The sequence below is a fragment of the Clostridium sp. 1001271st1 H5 genome (genome assembly GCF_005845215.1).
Taxonomy (GTDB): domain Bacteria; phylum Bacillota; class Clostridia; order Lachnospirales; family Lachnospiraceae; genus Enterocloster.
Genome location: NZ_SPHO01000014.1, coordinates 128,500 through 147,420, shown reverse-complemented (window position 1 = coordinate 147,420; position 18,921 = coordinate 128,500). Strand labels below are relative to the sequence as shown.

The window sequence follows — 18,921 nt, the reverse complement described above, 5'->3', positions numbered from 1 at the left end:
CACGCCGCTGAAAAGCGGCGTTAGTTTAAGCTGGGGCGGATGGTTTGACGTTTACCGTCAAATCGTAAACGCTCCATAGCCAGTACCCTTCCACAAAATCAAAACATTTGAGAAAATATACTTCAGTATTAAGTCAAGACCACCGGATACTATTAATACTCCATAATACCATGATTTTACAATAATAACAAAAGAAGAGGGGCTGGGAACGCAGTCAGAGGAGGAATGGGACTGGCGGATATTATTGCGGCCAGACTCTGTGCTGAAACCTGTTCAATGCAGTTTTTAATGCCTCATTGATGTGGCTTTAAAAAACTCCTTGCATACAAAGGAAAAATCTGTCATAATATCATCAGAATTTGTTTACAGAAGAAGGGGTTCCATATGGACTATTTGTATTGCATGCCTGATTTGAACAACACCAGGGAAAACTGTGAGAAGATACATAACATACTGGCAAGGATGTCAGAACGGTATAAACTGAACATTGTACCGGAGCCAGTGAAGGCAAAGTATTTCAACGGCCTGGATTACTACAAGAAATACCGTATTTATAAGGAAATCCGGGAAATGGGAGGCAACAGCGGAGAGGCATACCTCCAGGCAGATGAGAAAGAGATGATTCTCAGCGTATGTAAGAACCAGCAGGAGCAGGAGCTTATGAAAAGCTGTATTTATGCCTATTGTTATCCGGCGCAGATGGTGCTTAAATCCTTTAATGACAGGGATAAAAAGAAATAACCGGCTGGCAGGACGGACAGAGAGAGGGATGGATGGTTTATCTGACCTCTCTTTTTTGAATGGACATATCATCACAGCTGAAAGAGAGAAGGAAATTGGTTTCAGTGTATACCAAATATATTGTCATGCCTGCCTATGGTATTATCATTGCTCCTTCTGCCGGGAATCACAATCCCAATTGGCCCCTGTGCCCTGCATGCTCAAATCCACATAACGCAGTCCGGGAAGAGAAGATGATAAAAGGCCGGGGAGGGGATTCGTCCAGGTTTTGCAGTGGTCCAGAATAATGGCATCACTGGTGATGACATACTCCTGTTCCTTTAGGACTGCATCGGCATTGGGAACCAGGTGTACCTGGCAATCCAGGCTGTTTTCCGCCGCAGTGTCCAGTATCAGGCTTTTCAGCCGGCCTGAGTTGGACACGGGGCTGTCCAGGTAGAAGAAAGCCTTTTTTGCCTCCAGCTCCTTCAGCCGGCACATCAAAAGACCAATGGCTTCATGGGTTTTGTCAATGATTCGGTATATTCCCCGAAGTCCGGCCAAATCCCGGATTGTGCCATCCATGCATTTGAGAAGGGTGGAGCCTGAAAGGGCGATTTCCAGGGTGATGATAATATTGAAGCCGTCTATGTGAACTTCCTTTCCCGTAACAGGACTTGAGATTTCCCTGCTCCTGCGTGCGGCCACTGCCTGACGGGAGGAGGTTGCACGCACCAGCGCCAGGCGCTGCCGTTCGGAGAGCAGATAGTGATTTCCTGTAAATACAGAGGCGTTTTTTATGGGATAGCCCCGCTCAATCAGGTAGAGCAGGTCTGCCTGGGCAAGACGCAGCCTGCCCAGACTGTCCTCCCTGTAAAAGAATGCTTCATCTTCCGGCACATAGCCGCGTCTGACCTGTTCCATATCAGTTCTCCTTTTCATACAAGCTGCTTATAGTATAAAATAATTGGGAAGGAATTACAATCTTAAGTATGTTATACTATATCCAGGCGCGGCATGATATAATACAGATAGCAAAATAAGAATATTACAGATAGAGGATACAGTCATGTTATACCAAATTTCAAACGGAACCGTATCAGTGGGCGGCGGGGTGATTCTCTCCCACATTGATTTTGAGATACACGGCAATGAAAAGATAGCAGTGGTGGGAAGAAACGGAGCTGGAAAGACCACCCTGTTAAAGCTTGTGTCAGGGGAACTTTCCCTGGACCGGGATGACAGACGCCGGGGACCGGGAATCCGGTGTTCCCGCCAGCTCACTGTGGGAATGCTGTCCCAGCAGGCGTTTAAGGACGGAAACAGGACCGTGGAGGAGGAGCTTCTGGAGGCCTGTCCCTGCCGGGACACCTTTGAGCGGGAACGGTTTGAATACGAGCGTGAGTACGATACCCTTTTTACCGGTTTCGGATTTCCAAAGGAAGATAAGAAAAAGCCCGTTAGCCGGTTTTCAGGCGGAGAACAGACCAAGATAGCCTTAATCCGTCTGCTTCTTCAAAAGCCGGATATATTGCTGCTGGATGAGCCTACCAACCATCTGGATATAGAGACAGCCGGATGGCTGGAACAGTATATGAAGCATTACCCAAAGGCAGTGGTAATGGTATCCCATGACCGTTTTTTCCTGGACCAGGTTGCGGATGTTGTCTATGAGCTGTCCGGAAAATCACTGAGGCGCTATCCGGGCAATTATACCCATTACCGGGAAGAAAAGCTGAAACAGATTCGGATTCAAAAAAAGGCGTATGAACGCCAGCAGGAGGAGCTGGACCGTCTGGAACATCTGGTGGAACGCTTTAAACACAAACCAAACAAAGCTGCATTTGCCAGGGCAAAGCGGAAGACCATGGAACATATGGAACGGGTGGAAAAACCTCAGGAGGATGATGTTCATATTTTTACAGGTGAGATTAATCCTCTGATACCTGGCAGCAAGTGGGTGTTCACATCCGAACACCTGAAAATCGGCTATGAGAAACCGCTGCTTGAAATTACAATGCGCATACGGCGCGGACAGAAGATTGCACTTTTGGGACCTAATGGAGCAGGAAAAACTACATTTTTAAAAACCATAGCAGGTTTCCTGCCAGCGCTGGAAGGAATTTATTCCCTTGGAAACCAGACCACCATTGGATATTTTGACCAGCACAGCGGAGCTATCCGGTCGGAGCAGACAGTGCTGGAGCATTTTTCAGCCCAGTTTCCCTCTTTGACTGAGAAGGAGGCCAGGAGCATTCTTGGAGCTTATCTGTTTGGGGGAAGAGACGCCCAGAAGAGGGTCAGCTCTCTTTCCGGCGGTGAAAAGGCAAGGCTTGTGCTGGCTGAACTTTTGCAGAGCCGGCCTAATTTCCTGGTTCTGGACGAGCCTACCAACCATATGGATATTCAGGCAAAGGAGACACTGGAATCCGCATTCCGGGCTTATAAGGGAACTGTTTTATTTGTATCGCACGACAGGTACTTTATACAGCAGGTTGCAGATGCAGTGATGATATTTGAAAACCAGTCCGTAATGTATTATCCTTTTGGATATGAGCACTATCTGGAGCGGAAGTCCAGGGAGGAACAGGGCGGTTCCATGGCAGCGCAGATAAGGGCCGAGGAACAGGCCCTGATAGCAGGCATCCGCGCCGTGCCAAAAGCAGAACGCCACCGGTTAAGGGAAATACCGGAGGAAGATGCATACAGGGAGTGGAAAATGGGTCTGGCCGCCCAGCGCCTGGAGCCTGCCGGAAAGGCAGTGGAATATTTGGCGGGACAGGTGAAGGAACTGCGGTCCATGTGGCAGGATTCCGGAGAATACTGGAATGGCGGAGTATGGGCGCAGATGGATGAATATGAAGACCAATGCCAGTGTCTGAAACAGGCCTGGGAGGAATGGCACCGGGCCTGTATGGAATGGCTGGAAACAGCTCTGGAGGTGGGGATTCTGTAGACAGAAGCCAATGTACCGGAAGGTAATGGTCAGAAGGGAGGTTTCCTAATGTTTTGGGAAAAATGCGGGAAGGAGCGGTTGGAACGAGGGTATTATGCCAGACTGTCCCAAGCCATATCCAGACTGGAAAAAACGGATATGTCCAGCCTTTCCCAGGCGTATTGTGCAATGGCGTCAAAGGACCGGGAGCTGATACGGCGCGGTGGAAGGGCTATACGGTTGGTTATGGAGCCTATGACTATGAGACAGGTGATACAGCTCAGTGAGAAATTCCGGCAGTATACTTCTCTGGAATGGGAAATTGACTGGAGAAGCCTGGATATAAGAGAAAAAAGGGACTGGTTCCAGTCAAAAGAGGATTATTACTGGGTATTGGCCCTGGGCAGCTTCCATCCCAACGGATATTACCGCCAGGTCTGCCTGGAGGAAATGACGGATTATCCTGGAGCCCTTCCTTTCCTGGTACTGCGCCTTAACGACTGGGTGGAACAGGTGCGTCTGGCTGCTGCCCGGGCAGTATCAGACCGCCTGGAAATGTGTTCGCTGAATGAAGTGTTCATGGCCATGACGGCGTTAGATAAGGTAAGGTGCTCCGGGAGAAAGGACCACCGGACTGTGGAGCGCATAGGGAAATCCATTGGGGAACGGCTGGATGCAGAGGCGGGAGCCCTGTCAGTGCCATCCATTCTGGGCATGGATTATGACATGAGAAAGAGTGTATACCGTTTCCTGTTTGGGGGCAGACGACTGGACCTGGAAACCGCTGAAAACCTTCTTGACCGGGAAAGACACAGCTTCTGCCAGTCCATCATATGGACCGGTCTGCTGACTCATTACCAATGCCCTATGGAAATGATTGACCGTTACTTGGTGCACCGCAGTTCCTGTATCAGGAGAAAGGCATTGGAGTATAAGTACCATGTAATCGGATGCGCCTGGCCGGGGGCGGAGAATTTGCTGCTGGACGCCAATCACGGTATACGGGACCTGGCGGCCTACATAATGAGGAAGCACAGCCGGATGGATATACTGGCATTTTATAAGGACCATCTGAAGGGACCAGACCTGGTAACAGCCATTTTAGGTATCGGGGAACAGGGAGGGGACCAGGAGGTGACTGGCCTTGTCCTTCCTTTTTTGGAGCATGAATCAGAAAAAGTGGTTAGAAGCGCCCTGGAATCCTTAGGTATGCTGCTGGGGGCGGAAGGGGAAGGGATATACTGGAAGTATCTTCTTGACACCAGGCCCTGCGTATCCAAGGCAGCTTACATGTGTCTCCGGAAAAATGGGGTTCATCCCGGCGCCGGAATGCTTTATGAGGAACAGGATAAATGGAGGGAATCAAAGGGAACAGCGGCGGCAGCCGGAGCACAGAGCGCAGACGCAACAGGTCCGTATACCATATTTCATGTCAGAAGATACCTGATACTCCTTCTCCTGCAGGAGAACTCCTGGGACCGCCTGCCCTATCTGATTTATCTGCTGAAGGATGCCTCACTGGAAGAATACAGGGATAAGCTGCTGGGGGCGCTGCGGTTCAGAAGTCTTTACGCAAGGGTGGACAGGAAACAGGCTGCTTTTATTAAACAGGTGTTGGCAGAGGAAGCGGATACAGTACCTCAGGAGTTAGCCGGGGATATTCTGTTTGATTTAAAGTTTGTGTCGTGATTCATGACAGAGATTATTTGTGTGATAAAATATAAGCTTAATGTGATACAGGACTTATAGGATGCAGGACTTATAGGATGCAGGACTCACAGGACAGAGGACTCACAAGATGCAGGACTCACAGGATATGCCCCGTAACGCGACAGAAGAAGCGAGGGATGATGGACAGATGACAGGCGGAATTATAGAGATAGATGTACATGGGAAAAACATAGAGGAAGCGAAAAAGGCAATTGACATCCAGATACATACTGCCGGTAAAAGTATCTACCGGCTTCGTGTCATTCATGGATATAACGGCGGTACGCGGATTCGCAGCATGCTCCGGGAGGAGTACGGATACGGCAGGGAGCCGGCGGTGAAACGAATCGAGATGGGTAGCAACCAGGGGATTACAGAGCTGGTGCTCAGGGAATTCTAATTATTATGAGGAATAAAGGATTTACGGATGAGATTGAAGAGCTTAAGCATGGAAGGCACGGTATGGCGCTGCAATAATGGACAGAATCTGGAGATTGCAAGAATCAGGTCCGTATGGTAGACTACTAATGCGGCCATGGCACATAAGAGACATAATATGAAAGGACATATTTGAATGCAGATTTTATTGATTAAGATAGCGGTGATTGTTGTATTCTGGAGTGGGGGAATGTTCGCACTCAATCAGATATTCGGGATGATATTGAAGCGGAAGGAACAGATTCACATCAAGTTTCTCAGGAGCATGTCAAAGGTCATACTGACAATCATTGCCTTTATCTGCATCAGCGGCCTTTTCAATACCACAAAGGCGCTGAGCGCTACCCTGCTTACCAGTTCCTCGCTGTTAGTTGCCATTGTGGGTTTTGCGGCCCAGCAGGTTCTGGCAGATGTTATAAGCGGAGTCATGCTCAGCTGGTCCCGCCCCTTTAATCTGGGCGAGAAGGTGAATATAAGCAGTCTGGGTATCTCCGGAATAGTGGAGGATATGACGGTGCGTCATACTGTAATCAGGACCTATCACAACAGCCGCATGATTATTCCCAACAGTGTCATTAATAAGGCAATTGTGGAAAACAGCAACTACAACAATGACTATATTGGCAATTATATGGAGGTCTCCGTCAGCTATGAAAGCAACCTGGAACAGGCCATCGAAGTGATGAGGGAGACAATCGCCTCCTATCCGCTGGTGGTGGACATACGCCCGGACCCCTCAGAGGGAAATAAGGTCAATGTGGCGGTAAAGGAGCTGGGAGACGACGGAATCATCCTTAAATCCACTGTCTGGACCCGGAACATTGATGACAATTTTACCGCCTGCAGTGATATCCGCCGCCTGATTAAAACGAATTTCGACGCTGCGGGTATTTCCATTCCATACAGGCATGTCCATGTGGTTACGGGGAATGCGTGTAGAGAACCGCAGGAAAACGGGAAGATAACGGAGTACGGAATATCGGAGGAAACCGGAATATCGGAGAAAACCGGAATATAAGAGGAAAGCGGAATTTAGGAGGAAAGCGGAATTTAGGAGGAATGCGGAATTTAAGAGAGGGCTGGAATATAAGAGAGAGCCGGAATACAAAGAAGAGCATAATGACCGGGCCTGTGCATCAGGTCCATAAAAACATTGCGGCAGGAGGATTATAAATATGAAGGTAGGTATCATTGGAGCCGGAGCAATTGCAGGGACCATGGCAGGAACCATTAAAGAGATGGACTGCGCGCAAAACTACGCAGTGGCTGCCAGGGACTATGAGAGGGCGGCTGAATTTGCAAAAACATACGGCTTTGATAAAGCCTATGGCTCCTATGAGGAGCTGGTGGAGGATACTGAGGTAGAGCTGGTGTACATTGCCACGCCCCATTCACATCACTATGAGCATATTAAATTATGCCTGAATCACGGAAAACATGTGCTGTGCGAAAAATCATTTACGGTCAATGAATCACAGGCCAGGGAAGTGCTTGAAATGGCCAGGGAAAAGAAACTGCTTCTGACAGAGGCTATCTGGACCCGGTACATGCCCATGAGAAAAAACCTGGACGACGTGCTGTCAATCGGCGTCATAGGCAGGCCTTATATGCTTACGGCCAATCTGGGGTATATTATCAGCGGAAAGGAGCGCATCATGCGTCCGGAGCTGGCGGGAGGAGCCCTTTTGGATGTGGGAATCTATCCGCTTAATTTTGCCTCCATGGTGTTTGGGGACGAGGTGGAGTCCATAACCGGTACAGCGGTGATGACAGAAACCGGCGTGGATGCCCAGAACAGCATCACCATTACCTACAAGGATGGCAGGATGGCAGTTCTGTGCAGCAGCGCAATGGGACTCAGCGACCGCCGTGGCATTATCTATGGTGACAATGGATTCATTGAAGTTGAGAACATCAACAACTGTGAGGCCATCAAAGTTTATGACCGTTCCAGGAATCTGATTGCATCCTATGACACACCTAAGCAGATTAGCGGGTATGAATATGAGGTGGAAGCCTGTCTGCGGGCAATCAGGGAGGGGGCATTGGAATGCCCTGAAATGCCTCATGAGGAAACGCTGCGTATGATGAGGTGGATGGATGAGCTGCGCAGGCAGTGGGGCCTGGTTTATCCTATGGAGAAATAAAGAAAGGTGTTGTGTTTAAGAAGAAAGCCTGTTTGGGGTTAAATCCAAGCAGGTTTTTTGTTTTTTGCTGATTTTTGCCGCGATTTATGAAAATTTACGGAAATCAGATTCTTATCCCCCCGCAGTATTGGCAAATATTTATATAATAATTATAATAAGTATTATAATAATTAGTTTAAAATAATAAGAAACAAATAAATCAAGGAGGTAGTTATGGGGATAAGTACAATGGAGTTTGAGAGGGTTATGAAAATTGTGAAGGCGTATGAAGGGCGCATTGACAAGGATTTCAAGATTCCGCCGGAGGAATATGAAGTGCGGTACCGGAATGTATGGAAAAGGCTGGAGGAAAAGGAGATTGATATGGGTTTTTTCTTTTGGTACAGGGAGATGCCGGGAGACGGCATCTATCTGACCGGATATAATCCAACCATCGAAAGGGCCAGCGGAGTGATTGCTCCCGGAAAACGTCCCCTCCTTCTGGCCGGACCTGAATCCGGTATCCTTTCAAAGGAAGCAGGATTGGGACTGGACACCAGCTTTGTAAATGAATTCAGTATTCCCGATGAGTATTATGAGGGAGTGGAGAGGGATGAGCTCAATGAAGTGATTTCCCGTTACATAGGGCATGAAATCAAGCGTATCGGCTATATGACAAGTGATGATGTTGTTCCGGCCAAATTCATGGATTTTCTTCACACGAGCTTTGGAAAAGTGGAGGTGGCGGATGCCTCAGATATTCTGTCGCAGCTGCGGTATGAGAAAACAGAGAATGAGTTTAAGTGCATGGAACAGGCGGACACCATTGCCTGTGCAGCAGTCAGGGCCATGCTGGCGGTTGCCAGACCGGGAATCAGGGAAAGCGAAGTGGCGGCGGTGGGAGATTTTACCGTCAAATCCCTTGGGGGAACCGGATTCGGATTTGACACCATTGTAAATTCAGGCGACCGCTGTAAAACCGTGATTGGACCTGCCTCCAATAAAGTAATAGAGGAAGGTGAAATCGTACAGATAGGCTGCAGCCCAAGCTTTGAGGGATATAAGGGTGTGTGCAGAAGGTCTTTTGTCATGGGAGAGAGAAGCCGGCTTCAGAATGCATATTTTGAATGCATGAACGAGGCTTACCGCAGGGCGGAACAGGAAATTTACCATGTCTGCCGGGAACATCTTCCGTCTAACCGTATTGACCTGGCAGCCAGGAACTATTTTGCCTCACAGACCATTGACGGGCTTAATATGAAGCAGTTCCATTTTTATAGTACGTGCCATGGAACCGGGCTGACAGAGTGCCTGGAACCAATGGTCATTACCCCGGACAAGGAGGAACCCTACGGAGAGAATGTAGGTATCATGCTGGACCTTGGCTGTTACGGTTATCCCAACACTGAGATTGCAGGAGGCTGTGTTGAGGATGCATATATAAAACGGGGAAGGACTGCTGTCAAGTGTTCTGATATGCCGGTGGATGTCCAGGAGCTGGTAGGCAGAGGGATGTGATGTGAATGAAAGACAAAATGAAACTGTCTGTCAATAACAGGGAAGGAACATTAATTATTACAATAGCAATTATTTTTGTTTTAATGTGTATCCTCAAGGGAGAGCTTTTTTACGCCAGAAGCAACATTGAAGCCATATTTTCCAACCTTGCCTATGATTTGCTGCTGGCCTGCGGCATGACGTTCGTCATTATCCTGGGCGGTGTGGACCTGTCCGTGGGAGCTGTCCTTGCGCTGGCCGGAATCATCTGTACCTTAATGATTCAAAAGGGAGTAAATACAGCTGCGGCAGTTGGCGCCGGCATTCTCTTTGGAGGAGCCGTGGGGGCGGTTAACGGCCTTCTTGTTTCCAAAGCCAACGTGGCTCCTTTTGTTGCCACGCTGGGCAGCCAGTCCATCTGCAGGGGTACCTGCTATGTTCTGACCAGCGGCTATTTTGTGGCAGGACTGACAGATACCTATACCAACATTGGCAGGGGCAGCCTGGCTGGAGTACCCAATAAGATACTGGTATCCATCACTATCATGCTGCTGCTGGCATTTCTGTCCAGGCGCTTCAGGCCTCTGCGCAACATGTTCTACGTGGGAGGCAACAGGCAGGCGGCTTTTATCTCAGGGATTCCGTCGGGGCTTACAATTATTCTTGGATATATGATAAGCGGCCTCATGGCTGGAATAGCAGCCATACTGATGACCAGCAGTCTTGGTATGGGACATGCAGGGTATGGCATTTCTTTTGAGATGAAGGCGATTTCGGCGGCGGTCATAGGCGGCGCTGATATGCACGGAGGCTCCGGAAGTTTTCTGGGAACCGCTCTTGGGGTCATACTGGTGGCACTGGTAAATAATGTGTTTATCATGTTTAACGGTTCGCCTAACTGGTCATCTGCAATAAGCGGCCTGATGCTTCTGGCGGCAGTGGCCTTTGACGCCCTGCGCCGCAGAAGAAAGCCGAGATAGGAGATGGGGTATGAGTTATTTACAAGTCAGAAATGTAGTAAAGTCCTTTGGAAATAACAAAGTACTGGAAGATATCTCCATTGATTTTGAAAAGGGGGAGATTCACTCCATCATAGGTGAGAACGGAGCCGGAAAATCCACCCTTATGAAAATAATCGGAGGTATATACCAGGCTGACAGCGGCGAAATCCTCTTGGACGGCAGGAGCATATCCATGCAAAATCCGGCGGAGGCTTATGCCCATGGAATAGGAATTGTCCATCAGGAATTGAGCATTGCAGGAAATATGACTGTGGCCCAGAATGTGTTTGTGAACAATGAGCCTGTCAACCGGCTGGGATTTATAGATTGGAACCGTCTCTACAAAAATACAGAGGAAGAGTTTCGGAAAATAGGGGCCAGCATCAATCCAAGGGTCCAGGCCGGAACCCTGAGCGTCGGTCTGCAGCAGATGATAGAAATCACAAAAGTATTGTCAAAGGATGTCAGCATATTGATTCTGGATGAGCCCACCAGCGCTCTTTCGGATAAAGAAATTGAGAATCTGTTCCGGCTGCTCTTTGATTTAAGGAAAAAGGGAAAACTGATTATATTTATCAGCCACAAATTAAATGAAATCACAAGGATTTCAGACAAGGTATCGGTGCTGAGGGATGGAACCTGCACAGGGACCCTGACAAGGGAGGATATGGATGTACAGACCATCATCAGAATGATGGTAGGACGTAATATTGATAGTCTGTATCCTCCGAAAGCAAAGGACAGAAACGGGAAATGTGCACTTAGGACAGAGCATATCAGCAGGAAGGATAAATTTGAAAATGTATCCTTTGAAATCCGATATGGTGAGATTGCAGGAATGTTCGGATTGGTTGGAGCAGGACGGACCGAGTGCGCATTCTCAGTTTTCGGGGCGGACAAGATTGATTCAGGAAACGTATTTTTTGAGGAAAGGGAGGTGAAATTTTCCAATCCGGCCCAGGCCATAAAAGAAGGCGTGTGCTACCTGTCGGAAGACCGGAAGGCTATCGGGCTATTTGTTGACATGACCGTTAGGGAGAATACCATTGCAGCCTGTCTGAAATCCATCTGCAGCCCAATGCAGTTTATAAAGGAGGACCAAAGCAGGAGTATAACAGAAAAATATATTGAGGAACTGGAAATCCATCCCGCGCAGTGCATGGAAAACCGGTTATCCAATCTGTCAGGCGGGAATCAGCAGAAGGTACTCTTTGGCAAATGGCTTGCCGCGAATCCCAGGCTGCTGATTGTGGATGAACCCACCAGAGGCGTGGATGTGGGAGCCAAGGCTATGATTCACGAAATTCTGCGAAAACTGGCGGATAGCGGGATGGCGGTGTGGATGATTTCTTCTGAACTGCCTGAAATCCTGGGAGTTTCAGATAAAGTCATAGTAATGCACGAAGGCAGGTGCCAGGCAGTTCTGGAGAATGATAATCTGACAGAGGAGATTGTGATGAAGGCGGCGTTCCGGGAGGAGGTGGAAGGAAATGGCTAAAAAAATCAATCTTCATTATGCGGTGCTGGTTTTCCTTATTGTACTTCTGGGGGTCTTCATGGGATTTTGTTCCCCTTATTTCTTCACAGCGGCCAATCTCTGCGTGCTGGTGGATAATTTTATTATGGAGGCAATTATGGCATTGGGAATGACCCTGGTAATTATATCCGGGGGAATTGACCTGACCGTGGCAGGCGTCCTTCCCTTTTCTTCCATCATCCTTGCACTGCTCATGATACAGGGAGTCCCATTCCCGGCAGCCATATTGCTGGTGCTGGCAGCGGCAGCAGGCGTTGGGTGCGTGACCAATCTGTTTAGAAAAAAACTGAATCTGCATCCCATGGTGGTGACAATGGCAATTGCAGCTGTGTTAAAAGGACTGAATCTGACCCTTACCGGCGGAAGCGCAATTTCTAATTTTTCAGAAGGTTTTTCTGAGTGGAGCACATGCAGGGTTGCGGGAATGCCTTTGAGCTGGATTGTGTACATTGTGCTGGCAGCTGTCTTTATTTACTTTTCAAAAAACAAAAAATCATTCCAGCAGATATATTTTGTGGGCGGTAATGAGGAGGCTGCCCGTCTGTCCGGAATAAAGGTTGAGGGAGTGTACCGGAATGTATATATCATATCTGCTGTTCTTGCAGCGGCAGCCGGTATCCTCACAGCCATGACCTACAGCAGTGCAAGCTATAGTTACGGCACCAATGCGGACCTGAGGGTAATTACAACAGTGGCAATAGGCGGGACAAGCCTGACCCACGGAGGATATGGCTCGGTTACGGGAACCCTGCTGGGAACCCTGTTCATGGCCATGATTTACAATGCCTTTGTCATGAGCGGAATTTCCACGTATTATCAGGATGTGGTGACGGGGGCCTTCCTGATTGTGGCAGTGTTGTTAAGCGAGGGGATGAACCTATTAAAAAAGAGGCATTCATAAAAGAGGAGGAGAATTTCATGAAGAAAATTATCGCATTGTGTATGGCAGGAATCATGCTGGCAAGTGCAGCGGGATGCAGCAGCGCATCGGGAGCAGCAGCGCCGCCGGCCGGGCAGGATGCATCGGCCGCCAGGGAAAAAGAGCTTTACTCCATGGTGGTATTTACAAAAGGAGCTGAATATTTCAATTGGTGTTATGCGGGTATGAAGGACGCGGCAACGCTGCTGGGAAGCCATATAAGCGTGGAGCTGCAGGGGCCGGCGGAATGGGATGCGTCACTGGAGGCAAGGGCGGTGGAGCAGGTGACAGCCAAAAAACCGGCAGGCATACTGGTATCCGCTGCAGATGAAACCACCCTGAATTCAGCCATAGGAAAAGCGTTAAGCGCCGGTGTGCCTGTGATTGGTTTTGACAGTGATGCTGCCGACAGCGGAAGGCTGTCCTATGTGGGCACGGATAACTATGATTTTGGCGCCAACGCAGCAAAGGCCATGTCTGAGATGATTGGGGGAGAGGGACAGGTGGCTATATGCCTGGTTCCGGGCTCCATTGCACAGGAGGAAAGGGCTTCTGGTTTTAAGGAATGGCTGGCAGAGAATGCGCCGGGGGTTCAGGTCGTATCTGAATTAAACGATGAAGGAGATGTCGCAAAGTCGGAAACCGTATGCGCAGCCCTGTTCCAGGCAAATCCGCAGATTAAAGGAATATTCAGCACCCATGGATATGGGGCGCCGGGTGCGGCAGCAGCGGCTAGAACATTGAATATTTTAGAAAATGTTGTTATAATTGGAAGTGATTACAGTTCAGCGGTTATTGAACTGCTGCAGGCTGGGGATATTGAAGGGACAATCGTGGACGACCCGTATTTAATTGGATACGAGGCAATGATGCTGGCATATGCAGCGGCACACCCCACAGAAATCCCTTCAGCAAATCCGCCTTTTGGCCATGTCCCTCCTATTATTTACGGTGGCAGCTCATTGCTCACAGGCGAGATGCTAAAGGACGAGGCCGTACTGGCAAAATATCAGAATCCTCCAGCAGTAAATTAAGAGGATAGATGGAGAAAACGATGGAATCTTTAGACGTAATGGATATTAAACAGCACAATGTTAAGAGTATTGTAAATGTGTTGAGGTTTTCAGCAGGGGAGAGCGGTCTTACAAAGCGCGATATAGCTGACAGAACAGCATTGAGCTTTGCCACGGTTTCCAATCTGTGCAATGAGTTATTGGAGAGAGGAATTGTTGAAATCGTTAAGAAGAACTCCATGTCCGTGGGAAGGACTCCATCTACGGTTAACCTGGCATATAACAGATTCTGTACAGTGTGTCTGAACCTGCAGATGAAAGGCGTGCTGGGAATCGCGGTATTGAATATCAGAAATGAAATTGTATTCCATCAAAAATACGATATATCCGGTTTGGATGCGCCTGAAGAAGTCATTGATTTTGCCAGGAAGCGGTTTGATGAGATTGCAAGGGAAGACAGCGGCCGTGTGTACATCGGAGTGGGGGCGGCGGTTTCGGGAATCTTTGATTTGGCTACCCAGACACTTGTAAACTGCGCTGTGAAAATGTATGAGGGCGTGCCGCTGAAGGCCATTGTAGAAAAAGCCTTCCAGCTGCCGGGCTATGTTGACAACGAGGCCAATCTCTGCGCTTTAAGCCTAAAGCATACCATAACAGAGTGCAGGAACCTGGTCTACCTCCATATCTCCGAGGGGGTGGGGGTGGGAATTATCTGTGAAGGCTCCCTGCTGAGGGGCCATCACGGGTACGGCGGAGAGGTGGCCCATACACCTTTGGGCAATCCCCATAAGTATTGTTCTGAATGCGGGGCTTACGGCTGCATTGAGAATGAGCTTGCCATTCCCGACATTGTGGCGGATTATTGGGGAAAAGAGCAGGAGGATGTTCTGGAAGCCTGGAACCAGTTTGTTATTGATGCGAAGAAGGGTGAGACAAAGGCAGCCAATATGATTCTGGAAACCGCCGGATACCTGGGCAGGCTGATTTCTGTCCTGATTACCATGATGGACCCTGAATACATTTACATAGGCGGGGAGATTACGGACATCTATGATGAATTGTTTGCAAATATGAATCAGGTGGTGCAGGAACGCTGCTTCCTGTACGGCAACAGGAGGGTAAAGCTGGTAAAGGATGACCACAGCGAGCTGACCATACATTCAGGCATCAATGAATCCATTTATGCCCAGTGGAAGCCGTAGGTGATAAAAATCATAACAATACAGAGAACGCAGGAACCGCTGGAAACGGAACCTGCGTTCTTTTACAGCTTCAGCCTTACATTTTCATCTTAAGCTTCTCTTCCTCAATGGTAACCCTGGATTCATCCAGGGTGGTACCCATGACCTTCATTAGTACATCCTGCTCCATGGTGGGAGCGTAGTAGAAGCCCTGCTGATACTCGCACTGGTAGCTGTTCAGGGCGTTCAGCTGGTTCTCTGTCTCCACGCCCTCAGCAATGATATGGATGCCCAGCTCCCTGGCAATCTGAATCAGGCCGCCGGCAATGGAGGCTGACTTTGGATTGGTTTCCAGCTGCCATACAAACATGCGCTCCAGCTTCACGGTGTTGATGGGAAGGTCCAGGATACTGCTGACAGGAGCGCATCCTGAGCCGAAGTTGTTGAGCACCAGCTCCACTCCCATGTCGGAGAGCTCCTGCATGGTGATGTTAACGTTCAGATAGACATTGGACAGGGCGCTGTCATCCACCTCCAGAGCCAGCTTGCCCTTGGGTATCTGGTAGGTCTCAAGGACCTGCGTAACCTGGTCCAGAAAATCCTCCTGTACCAGAAGCACAGGGGAAACAGGGATACAGATGGAATCAAAGTCCCGTCCTGTCTTCATCAGCTCGCTTATGCATTTGCCGGCGTGGTCCAGGGCGTAGTATCCAATGGCTCTGATTTGGCCGGAATCCTCTGCAATGGGCATAAACTCAGCAGCGCCCACCAGTCCGATTCCCTGAATGAAAATCCTCATGTAGGAATCCGCCCTTGTAAAACGGCCTTCCTTCAGGTTATAGGTGGGGCGGTAGCGGACCTCCAGCTCATTCTTTTCCAGGGCAGCCTGAAGATACATGGCAACAGCCTGGCGGCGGACAAACTGGGTATGCATGTTGCTGTCATATACAGCCATCTGGTTGGGGCCGCAGTCGGATGCAGCGGACACTGCCAGGTCCAGACGCTTGAGCAGCTCGTCTGTGTTGGCGGCGTGGCCGGGATAGGAGCAGAGGCCTATCTGTGCGGAACACAGACAGTCCACGCCGCGGATTTTCCACACGTTACCGAAGCGCTCCAGTATCTCGTCCGCCAGGTCGGAAGCCTGCCCCTCTGAGAGCTGTTCCAATATAATGATGAACTCCACGCCTATGTAACGGTAGATATTACCCTCAGCCACTTCCTTCAGATAGCTTTTTATCTGGGACAGAAGTTCCTCGCAGTAATCATATCCGAATGTCTTATTCAGACTCTTAAAATTCTCCAGATAAAGCTTTAACACCACGCCTTTGGACGAGGGTGCGCCTAACAGGGACTCCAGCCTGCTGATGCAGGCAGCACGGCCTTCGCCGGCGCCGTCCGGTTCAGACGGGGTAAAGGAAGGCTGTGACGGCGGAAGCTCTGCCGCCCCTTTTTCTTTTTTATGCTGAAACAAACCCATGATTGTTTCCTCCTTTGTCATTCACAGACAGCGTTTGTCTGCATTAGCATTTCCTTTATTATAATATAAAAGCCAGAAAATCTCAATTTTTATTTATGAAATGTTAGACGAAATGGAAAAAAGGATAAATAATTTCTTTTTCTTTGCAAATTGACCTAACTATGCTATAATAGCCACAGATATTGCAGCAAGGAGATAAATCTTTATGAAGATGAAACGCGTATTCTTAAAGTTAAGCGGAGAGGCCCTTGCAGGCCCCAGGAAGACCGGGTTTGACGAGGACACGGTAAAGGAAGTGGCCAGGCAGGTAAAGCTCTCTGTAGATGCAGGCATACAGGTGGGAATCGTCATTGGCGGCGGTAATTTCTGGAGAGGCCGCACCAGTGAGGCCATTGACAGGACAAAGGCAGACCAGATTGGCATGCTGGCCACTGTCATGAACTGTATTTATGTTTCTGAGATTTTCAGGAATGCCGGTATGATGACACAGATTCTTACGCCCTTTGAGTGCGGTTCCATGACCAAGCTGTTTTCCAAGGACAGGGCTAATAAGTATTTTGAAAAGGGCATGGTGGTATTCTTTGCAGGCGGAACAGGACATCCCTATTTTTCCACGGACACGGGAATTGCCCTCAGGGCCATTGAGATGGAGGCTGACTGCATCCTGCTGGCCAAGGCCATTGACGGGGTATATGACAGCGACCCCAAGCTGAATCCCCAGGCAAAGAAGTATGACACGATTACCATACAGGAAGTCATTGACAAGCAGCTGGCCGTGGTGGATTTGACCGCGTCCATCATGTGTATGGAGCATAGGATGCCCATGGCAGTGTTCAGTCTCAATGAGAAGGACGGGATTGCAAACGCCATGCAGGGCCGGATTAACGGAACCATCGTTACTGCGTAATAAAGCGAACATTATTAAGCAGCAGGGAAGGCTGCATTAACAGGAGGAACTTATGGAAGAATTAAAATTTTATGAGGACAAGATGAATAAGACACTGGATGTGCTGCTGTCTGACTACGGTACCATCCGCGCAGGACGTGCCAATCCCCATGTGCTGGACAAGATTAAGGTGGACTACTACGGGACGCCTACGCCCCTCCAGCAGGTCGGCAATGTTTCTGTTCCGGAAGCCCGCATGATTGTGATTCAGCCATGGGAGAAGAGCCTTCTTAAGCCAATCGAGAAAGCCATCCTTACTTCTGAGCTGGGCATCAATCCTACCAATGACGGAAACTGCATCCGCCTGGTGTTCCCTGAGATGACAGAGGAACGCAGAAAGGAAGTTTCCAAGGATGTTAAGAAAAAGGGCGACAATGCAAAGGTAGCCCTGCGCAATATCCGCCGTGACGCCAACGAGGCCTTTAAAAAGGCAGAGAAGGCAGGGGAAATTTCCGAGGACGATTTGACCGAGATGACGGAGAAGATGCAGAAGCTTACGGATAAGATGGCAGAGAAGGTTGACAAGGCAGTGGAAGAGAAGACCAAGGAAATCATGACCGTGTAATCTGTGATAAATGAATATGGGAGGCAGGAGGGACTCCTGCCTCTTAATTTGTTTTTTGATTCCGGAACGATATGACATGATAAAGATATTGTTTGGGAGAGATACATTTGGACAAGAAAGGCAGAGAAAGAATGGCATTGGATAAGGATATGATTATACCGGAGCATGTGGCCCTGATATTGGACGGAAACGGCCGCTGGGCCAGGAAAAGGGGACTTCCCCGCACCATGGGGCATAAGGAAGGCTGCGTCACCGTGGAGAAAACCGTTGAAATTGCAGCCAGGATGGGAATCCGTTATCTGACTGTCTATGGATTCTCCACTGAGAACTGGAAACGCTCTGCGGAGGAAGTGGGAGCGCTGATGCAGCTGTTCCGCTATTATATGGTGCGGCTCTTAAAGATTGCGTCTGCCAACAATGTGCGCGTAAGGATGATTGGCGACAGAAGCCGTTTTGACAGGGATATTATAGAGGGAATCAAACGTCTGGAATCCGAGACAATGGATAACACAGGGCTGACCTTTGTCATAGCGGTGAATTACGGAGGCAGGGACGAAATCCGCAGGGCAGCCGCCAGGCTGGCCAGTGACTGCGCACTTGGAAAGGCGGACCCGGACCAGGTGGATGAGGCGCTTTTTGCATCCTATCTGGATACGGCGGGAATGCCGGACCCGGACCTTTTAATCCGCACCAGCGGGGAACTGAGGCTTTCCAATTACCTGCTGTGGCAGCTGGCCTACACGGAAATCGTGGTGACGGATTGTCTCTGGCCGGATTTCAACCAGGAGGAATTGGAAAAGGCCATTGTGCAGTATAATAAAAGAGAACGGCGGTTCGGCGCTGTAAAGTAAGGAGA

Annotated in this window: 17 protein-coding genes; 15 read left to right on the top strand and 2 right to left on the bottom strand. The window is 49.1% G+C overall.

Annotated features, from left to right (window positions below; translation table 11 throughout):
• Positions 1 to 384: 384 nt before the first annotated feature.
• Complete coding sequence (locus FGS84_RS20530) at positions 385 to 741, top strand: hypothetical protein (protein WP_138310243.1); 357 nt, start codon at positions 385 to 387, stop codon at positions 739 to 741.
• Positions 742 to 885: 144 nt separating this feature from the next.
• Here the strand turns inward: FGS84_RS20530 and FGS84_RS20525 are convergent, their stop codons facing one another.
• A complete protein-coding gene (locus FGS84_RS20525; protein WP_138310242.1) occupies positions 886 to 1,644 on the bottom strand; it encodes a DUF434 domain-containing protein in 759 nt (252 codons plus the stop codon).
• A gap of 145 nt (positions 1,645 to 1,789) precedes the next feature.
• Between FGS84_RS20525 and FGS84_RS20520 the strand changes: the two genes are divergently transcribed.
• The 11 genes from FGS84_RS20520 (at position 1,790) to FGS84_RS20470 (ending at position 15,098) form a co-directional block, all read left to right on the top strand.
• A complete protein-coding gene (locus FGS84_RS20520; protein ID WP_138310241.1) occupies positions 1,790 to 3,676 on the top strand; it encodes an ABC-F family ATP-binding cassette domain-containing protein in 1,887 nt (628 codons plus the stop codon).
• A gap of 48 nt (positions 3,677 to 3,724) precedes the next feature.
• Positions 3,725 to 5,344, top strand: a complete 1,620-nt coding sequence (locus tag FGS84_RS20515) for a hypothetical protein (RefSeq protein ID WP_138310240.1) — start codon at positions 3,725 to 3,727, stop codon at positions 5,342 to 5,344.
• Between the two features lie 127 nt (positions 5,345 to 5,471).
• Positions 5,472 to 5,765 carry a Smr/MutS family protein gene (locus tag FGS84_RS20510; RefSeq protein ID WP_227146551.1) on the top strand — a complete coding sequence of 98 codons (294 nt, stop codon included), beginning with the start codon at positions 5,472 to 5,474 and terminating at the stop codon, positions 5,763 to 5,765.
• Positions 5,766 to 5,939: 174 nt separating this feature from the next.
• Positions 5,940 to 6,821, top strand: a complete 882-nt coding sequence (locus FGS84_RS20505) for a mechanosensitive ion channel family protein (RefSeq protein WP_138310239.1) — start codon at positions 5,940 to 5,942, stop codon at positions 6,819 to 6,821.
• 157 nt (positions 6,822 to 6,978) lie between these two features.
• Positions 6,979 to 7,950 carry a Gfo/Idh/MocA family oxidoreductase gene (locus FGS84_RS20500; protein ID WP_138310238.1) on the top strand — a complete coding sequence of 324 codons (972 nt, stop codon included), beginning with the start codon at positions 6,979 to 6,981 and terminating at the stop codon, positions 7,948 to 7,950.
• Between the two features lie 213 nt (positions 7,951 to 8,163).
• Complete coding sequence (locus FGS84_RS20495; protein WP_138310237.1) at positions 8,164 to 9,447, top strand: M24 family metallopeptidase; 1,284 nt, start codon at positions 8,164 to 8,166, stop codon at positions 9,445 to 9,447.
• A gap of 5 nt (positions 9,448 to 9,452) precedes the next feature.
• Positions 9,453 to 10,406: an ABC transporter permease gene (locus tag FGS84_RS20490; RefSeq protein ID WP_138310236.1), complete on the top strand. Its 954-nt coding sequence runs from the start codon at positions 9,453 to 9,455 to the stop codon at positions 10,404 to 10,406.
• A 10-nt stretch (positions 10,407 to 10,416) separates the two neighbouring features.
• On the top strand, positions 10,417 to 11,925 hold the full coding sequence (locus tag FGS84_RS20485; RefSeq protein ID WP_138310235.1) for a sugar ABC transporter ATP-binding protein: 1,509 nt from the start codon (positions 10,417 to 10,419) through the stop codon (positions 11,923 to 11,925).
• Positions 11,918 to 12,865 carry an ABC transporter permease gene (locus tag FGS84_RS20480; protein ID WP_138310234.1) on the top strand — a complete coding sequence of 316 codons (948 nt, stop codon included), beginning with the start codon at positions 11,918 to 11,920 and terminating at the stop codon, positions 12,863 to 12,865. Before FGS84_RS20485 ends, FGS84_RS20480 begins: the two co-directional genes overlap by 8 nt.
• A 17-nt stretch (positions 12,866 to 12,882) precedes the next feature.
• Positions 12,883 to 13,917, top strand: coding sequence for a substrate-binding domain-containing protein (locus FGS84_RS20475; protein WP_138310233.1), 1,035 nt, complete (start codon positions 12,883 to 12,885; stop codon positions 13,915 to 13,917).
• Positions 13,918 to 13,955: 38 nt separating this feature from the next.
• Positions 13,956 to 15,098, top strand: coding sequence for an ROK family transcriptional regulator (locus FGS84_RS20470; protein WP_240305481.1), 1,143 nt, complete (start codon positions 13,956 to 13,958; stop codon positions 15,096 to 15,098).
• A 76-nt stretch (positions 15,099 to 15,174) separates the two neighbouring features.
• Here FGS84_RS20470 and FGS84_RS20465 read toward each other — a convergent pair whose 3' ends face one another.
• On the bottom strand, positions 15,175 to 16,554 hold the full coding sequence (locus tag FGS84_RS20465; RefSeq protein ID WP_138310232.1) for a bifunctional diguanylate cyclase/phosphodiesterase: 1,380 nt from the start codon (positions 16,552 to 16,554) through the stop codon (positions 15,175 to 15,177).
• A 205-nt stretch (positions 16,555 to 16,759) separates the two neighbouring features.
• On the opposite strand from FGS84_RS20465, the gene pyrH reads away from it, so the two are divergent.
• The 3 genes from pyrH to FGS84_RS20450 all read left to right on the top strand — a co-directional run bounded on the left by pyrH (position 16,760) and on the right by FGS84_RS20450 (position 18,916).
• Complete coding sequence (gene pyrH, locus FGS84_RS20460; RefSeq protein ID WP_138310231.1) at positions 16,760 to 17,461, top strand: UMP kinase; 702 nt, start codon at positions 16,760 to 16,762, stop codon at positions 17,459 to 17,461.
• Between the two features lie 52 nt (positions 17,462 to 17,513).
• Entirely contained in the window at positions 17,514 to 18,065 is a 552-nt protein-coding gene (gene frr / locus FGS84_RS20455) for a ribosome recycling factor (RefSeq protein ID WP_138310230.1), read from the top strand.
• Between the two features lie 131 nt (positions 18,066 to 18,196).
• On the top strand, positions 18,197 to 18,916 hold the full coding sequence (locus FGS84_RS20450) for an isoprenyl transferase (protein WP_138310248.1): 720 nt from the start codon (positions 18,197 to 18,199) through the stop codon (positions 18,914 to 18,916).
• Positions 18,917 to 18,921 lie beyond the last annotated feature (5 nt).

Excerpts from the sequence above, each read along its gene's own strand:
- FGS84_RS20485 (WP_138310235.1), top strand. The coding sequence starts at position 10,417 with ATGAGTTATTTACAAGTCAGAAATGTAGTAAAGTCCTTTGGAAATAAC.
- frr (WP_138310230.1), top strand. The coding sequence starts at position 17,514 with ATGGAAGAATTAAAATTTTATGAGGACAAGATGAATAAGACACTGGAT.
- FGS84_RS20500 (WP_138310238.1), top strand. The coding sequence starts at position 6,979 with ATGAAGGTAGGTATCATTGGAGCCGGAGCAATTGCAGGGACCATGGCA.
- FGS84_RS20530 (WP_138310243.1), top strand. The coding sequence starts at position 385 with ATGGACTATTTGTATTGCATGCCTGATTTGAACAACACCAGGGAAAAC.
- FGS84_RS20515 (WP_138310240.1), top strand. The coding sequence starts at position 3,725 with ATGTTTTGGGAAAAATGCGGGAAGGAGCGGTTGGAACGAGGGTATTAT.
- FGS84_RS20510 (WP_227146551.1), top strand. The coding sequence starts at position 5,472 with ATGCCCCGTAACGCGACAGAAGAAGCGAGGGATGATGGACAGATGACA.
- FGS84_RS20480 (WP_138310234.1), top strand. The coding sequence starts at position 11,918 with ATGGCTAAAAAAATCAATCTTCATTATGCGGTGCTGGTTTTCCTTATT.
- FGS84_RS20450 (WP_138310248.1), top strand. The coding sequence starts at position 18,197 with ATGGCATTGGATAAGGATATGATTATACCGGAGCATGTGGCCCTGATA.
- FGS84_RS20505 (WP_138310239.1), top strand. The coding sequence starts at position 5,940 with ATGCAGATTTTATTGATTAAGATAGCGGTGATTGTTGTATTCTGGAGT.
- FGS84_RS20475 (WP_138310233.1), top strand. The coding sequence starts at position 12,883 with ATGAAGAAAATTATCGCATTGTGTATGGCAGGAATCATGCTGGCAAGT.
- FGS84_RS20525 (WP_138310242.1), bottom strand. The coding sequence starts at position 1,644 with ATGGAACAGGTCAGACGCGGCTATGTGCCGGAAGATGAAGCATTCTTT.
- FGS84_RS20465 (WP_138310232.1), bottom strand. The coding sequence starts at position 16,554 with ATGGGTTTGTTTCAGCATAAAAAAGAAAAAGGGGCGGCAGAGCTTCCG.
- pyrH (WP_138310231.1), top strand. The coding sequence starts at position 16,760 with ATGAAGATGAAACGCGTATTCTTAAAGTTAAGCGGAGAGGCCCTTGCA.
- FGS84_RS20495 (WP_138310237.1), top strand. The coding sequence starts at position 8,164 with ATGGGGATAAGTACAATGGAGTTTGAGAGGGTTATGAAAATTGTGAAG.
- FGS84_RS20520 (WP_138310241.1), top strand. The coding sequence starts at position 1,790 with ATGTTATACCAAATTTCAAACGGAACCGTATCAGTGGGCGGCGGGGTG.
- FGS84_RS20470 (WP_240305481.1), top strand. The coding sequence starts at position 13,956 with ATGGATATTAAACAGCACAATGTTAAGAGTATTGTAAATGTGTTGAGG.
- FGS84_RS20490 (WP_138310236.1), top strand. The coding sequence starts at position 9,453 with ATGAAAGACAAAATGAAACTGTCTGTCAATAACAGGGAAGGAACATTA.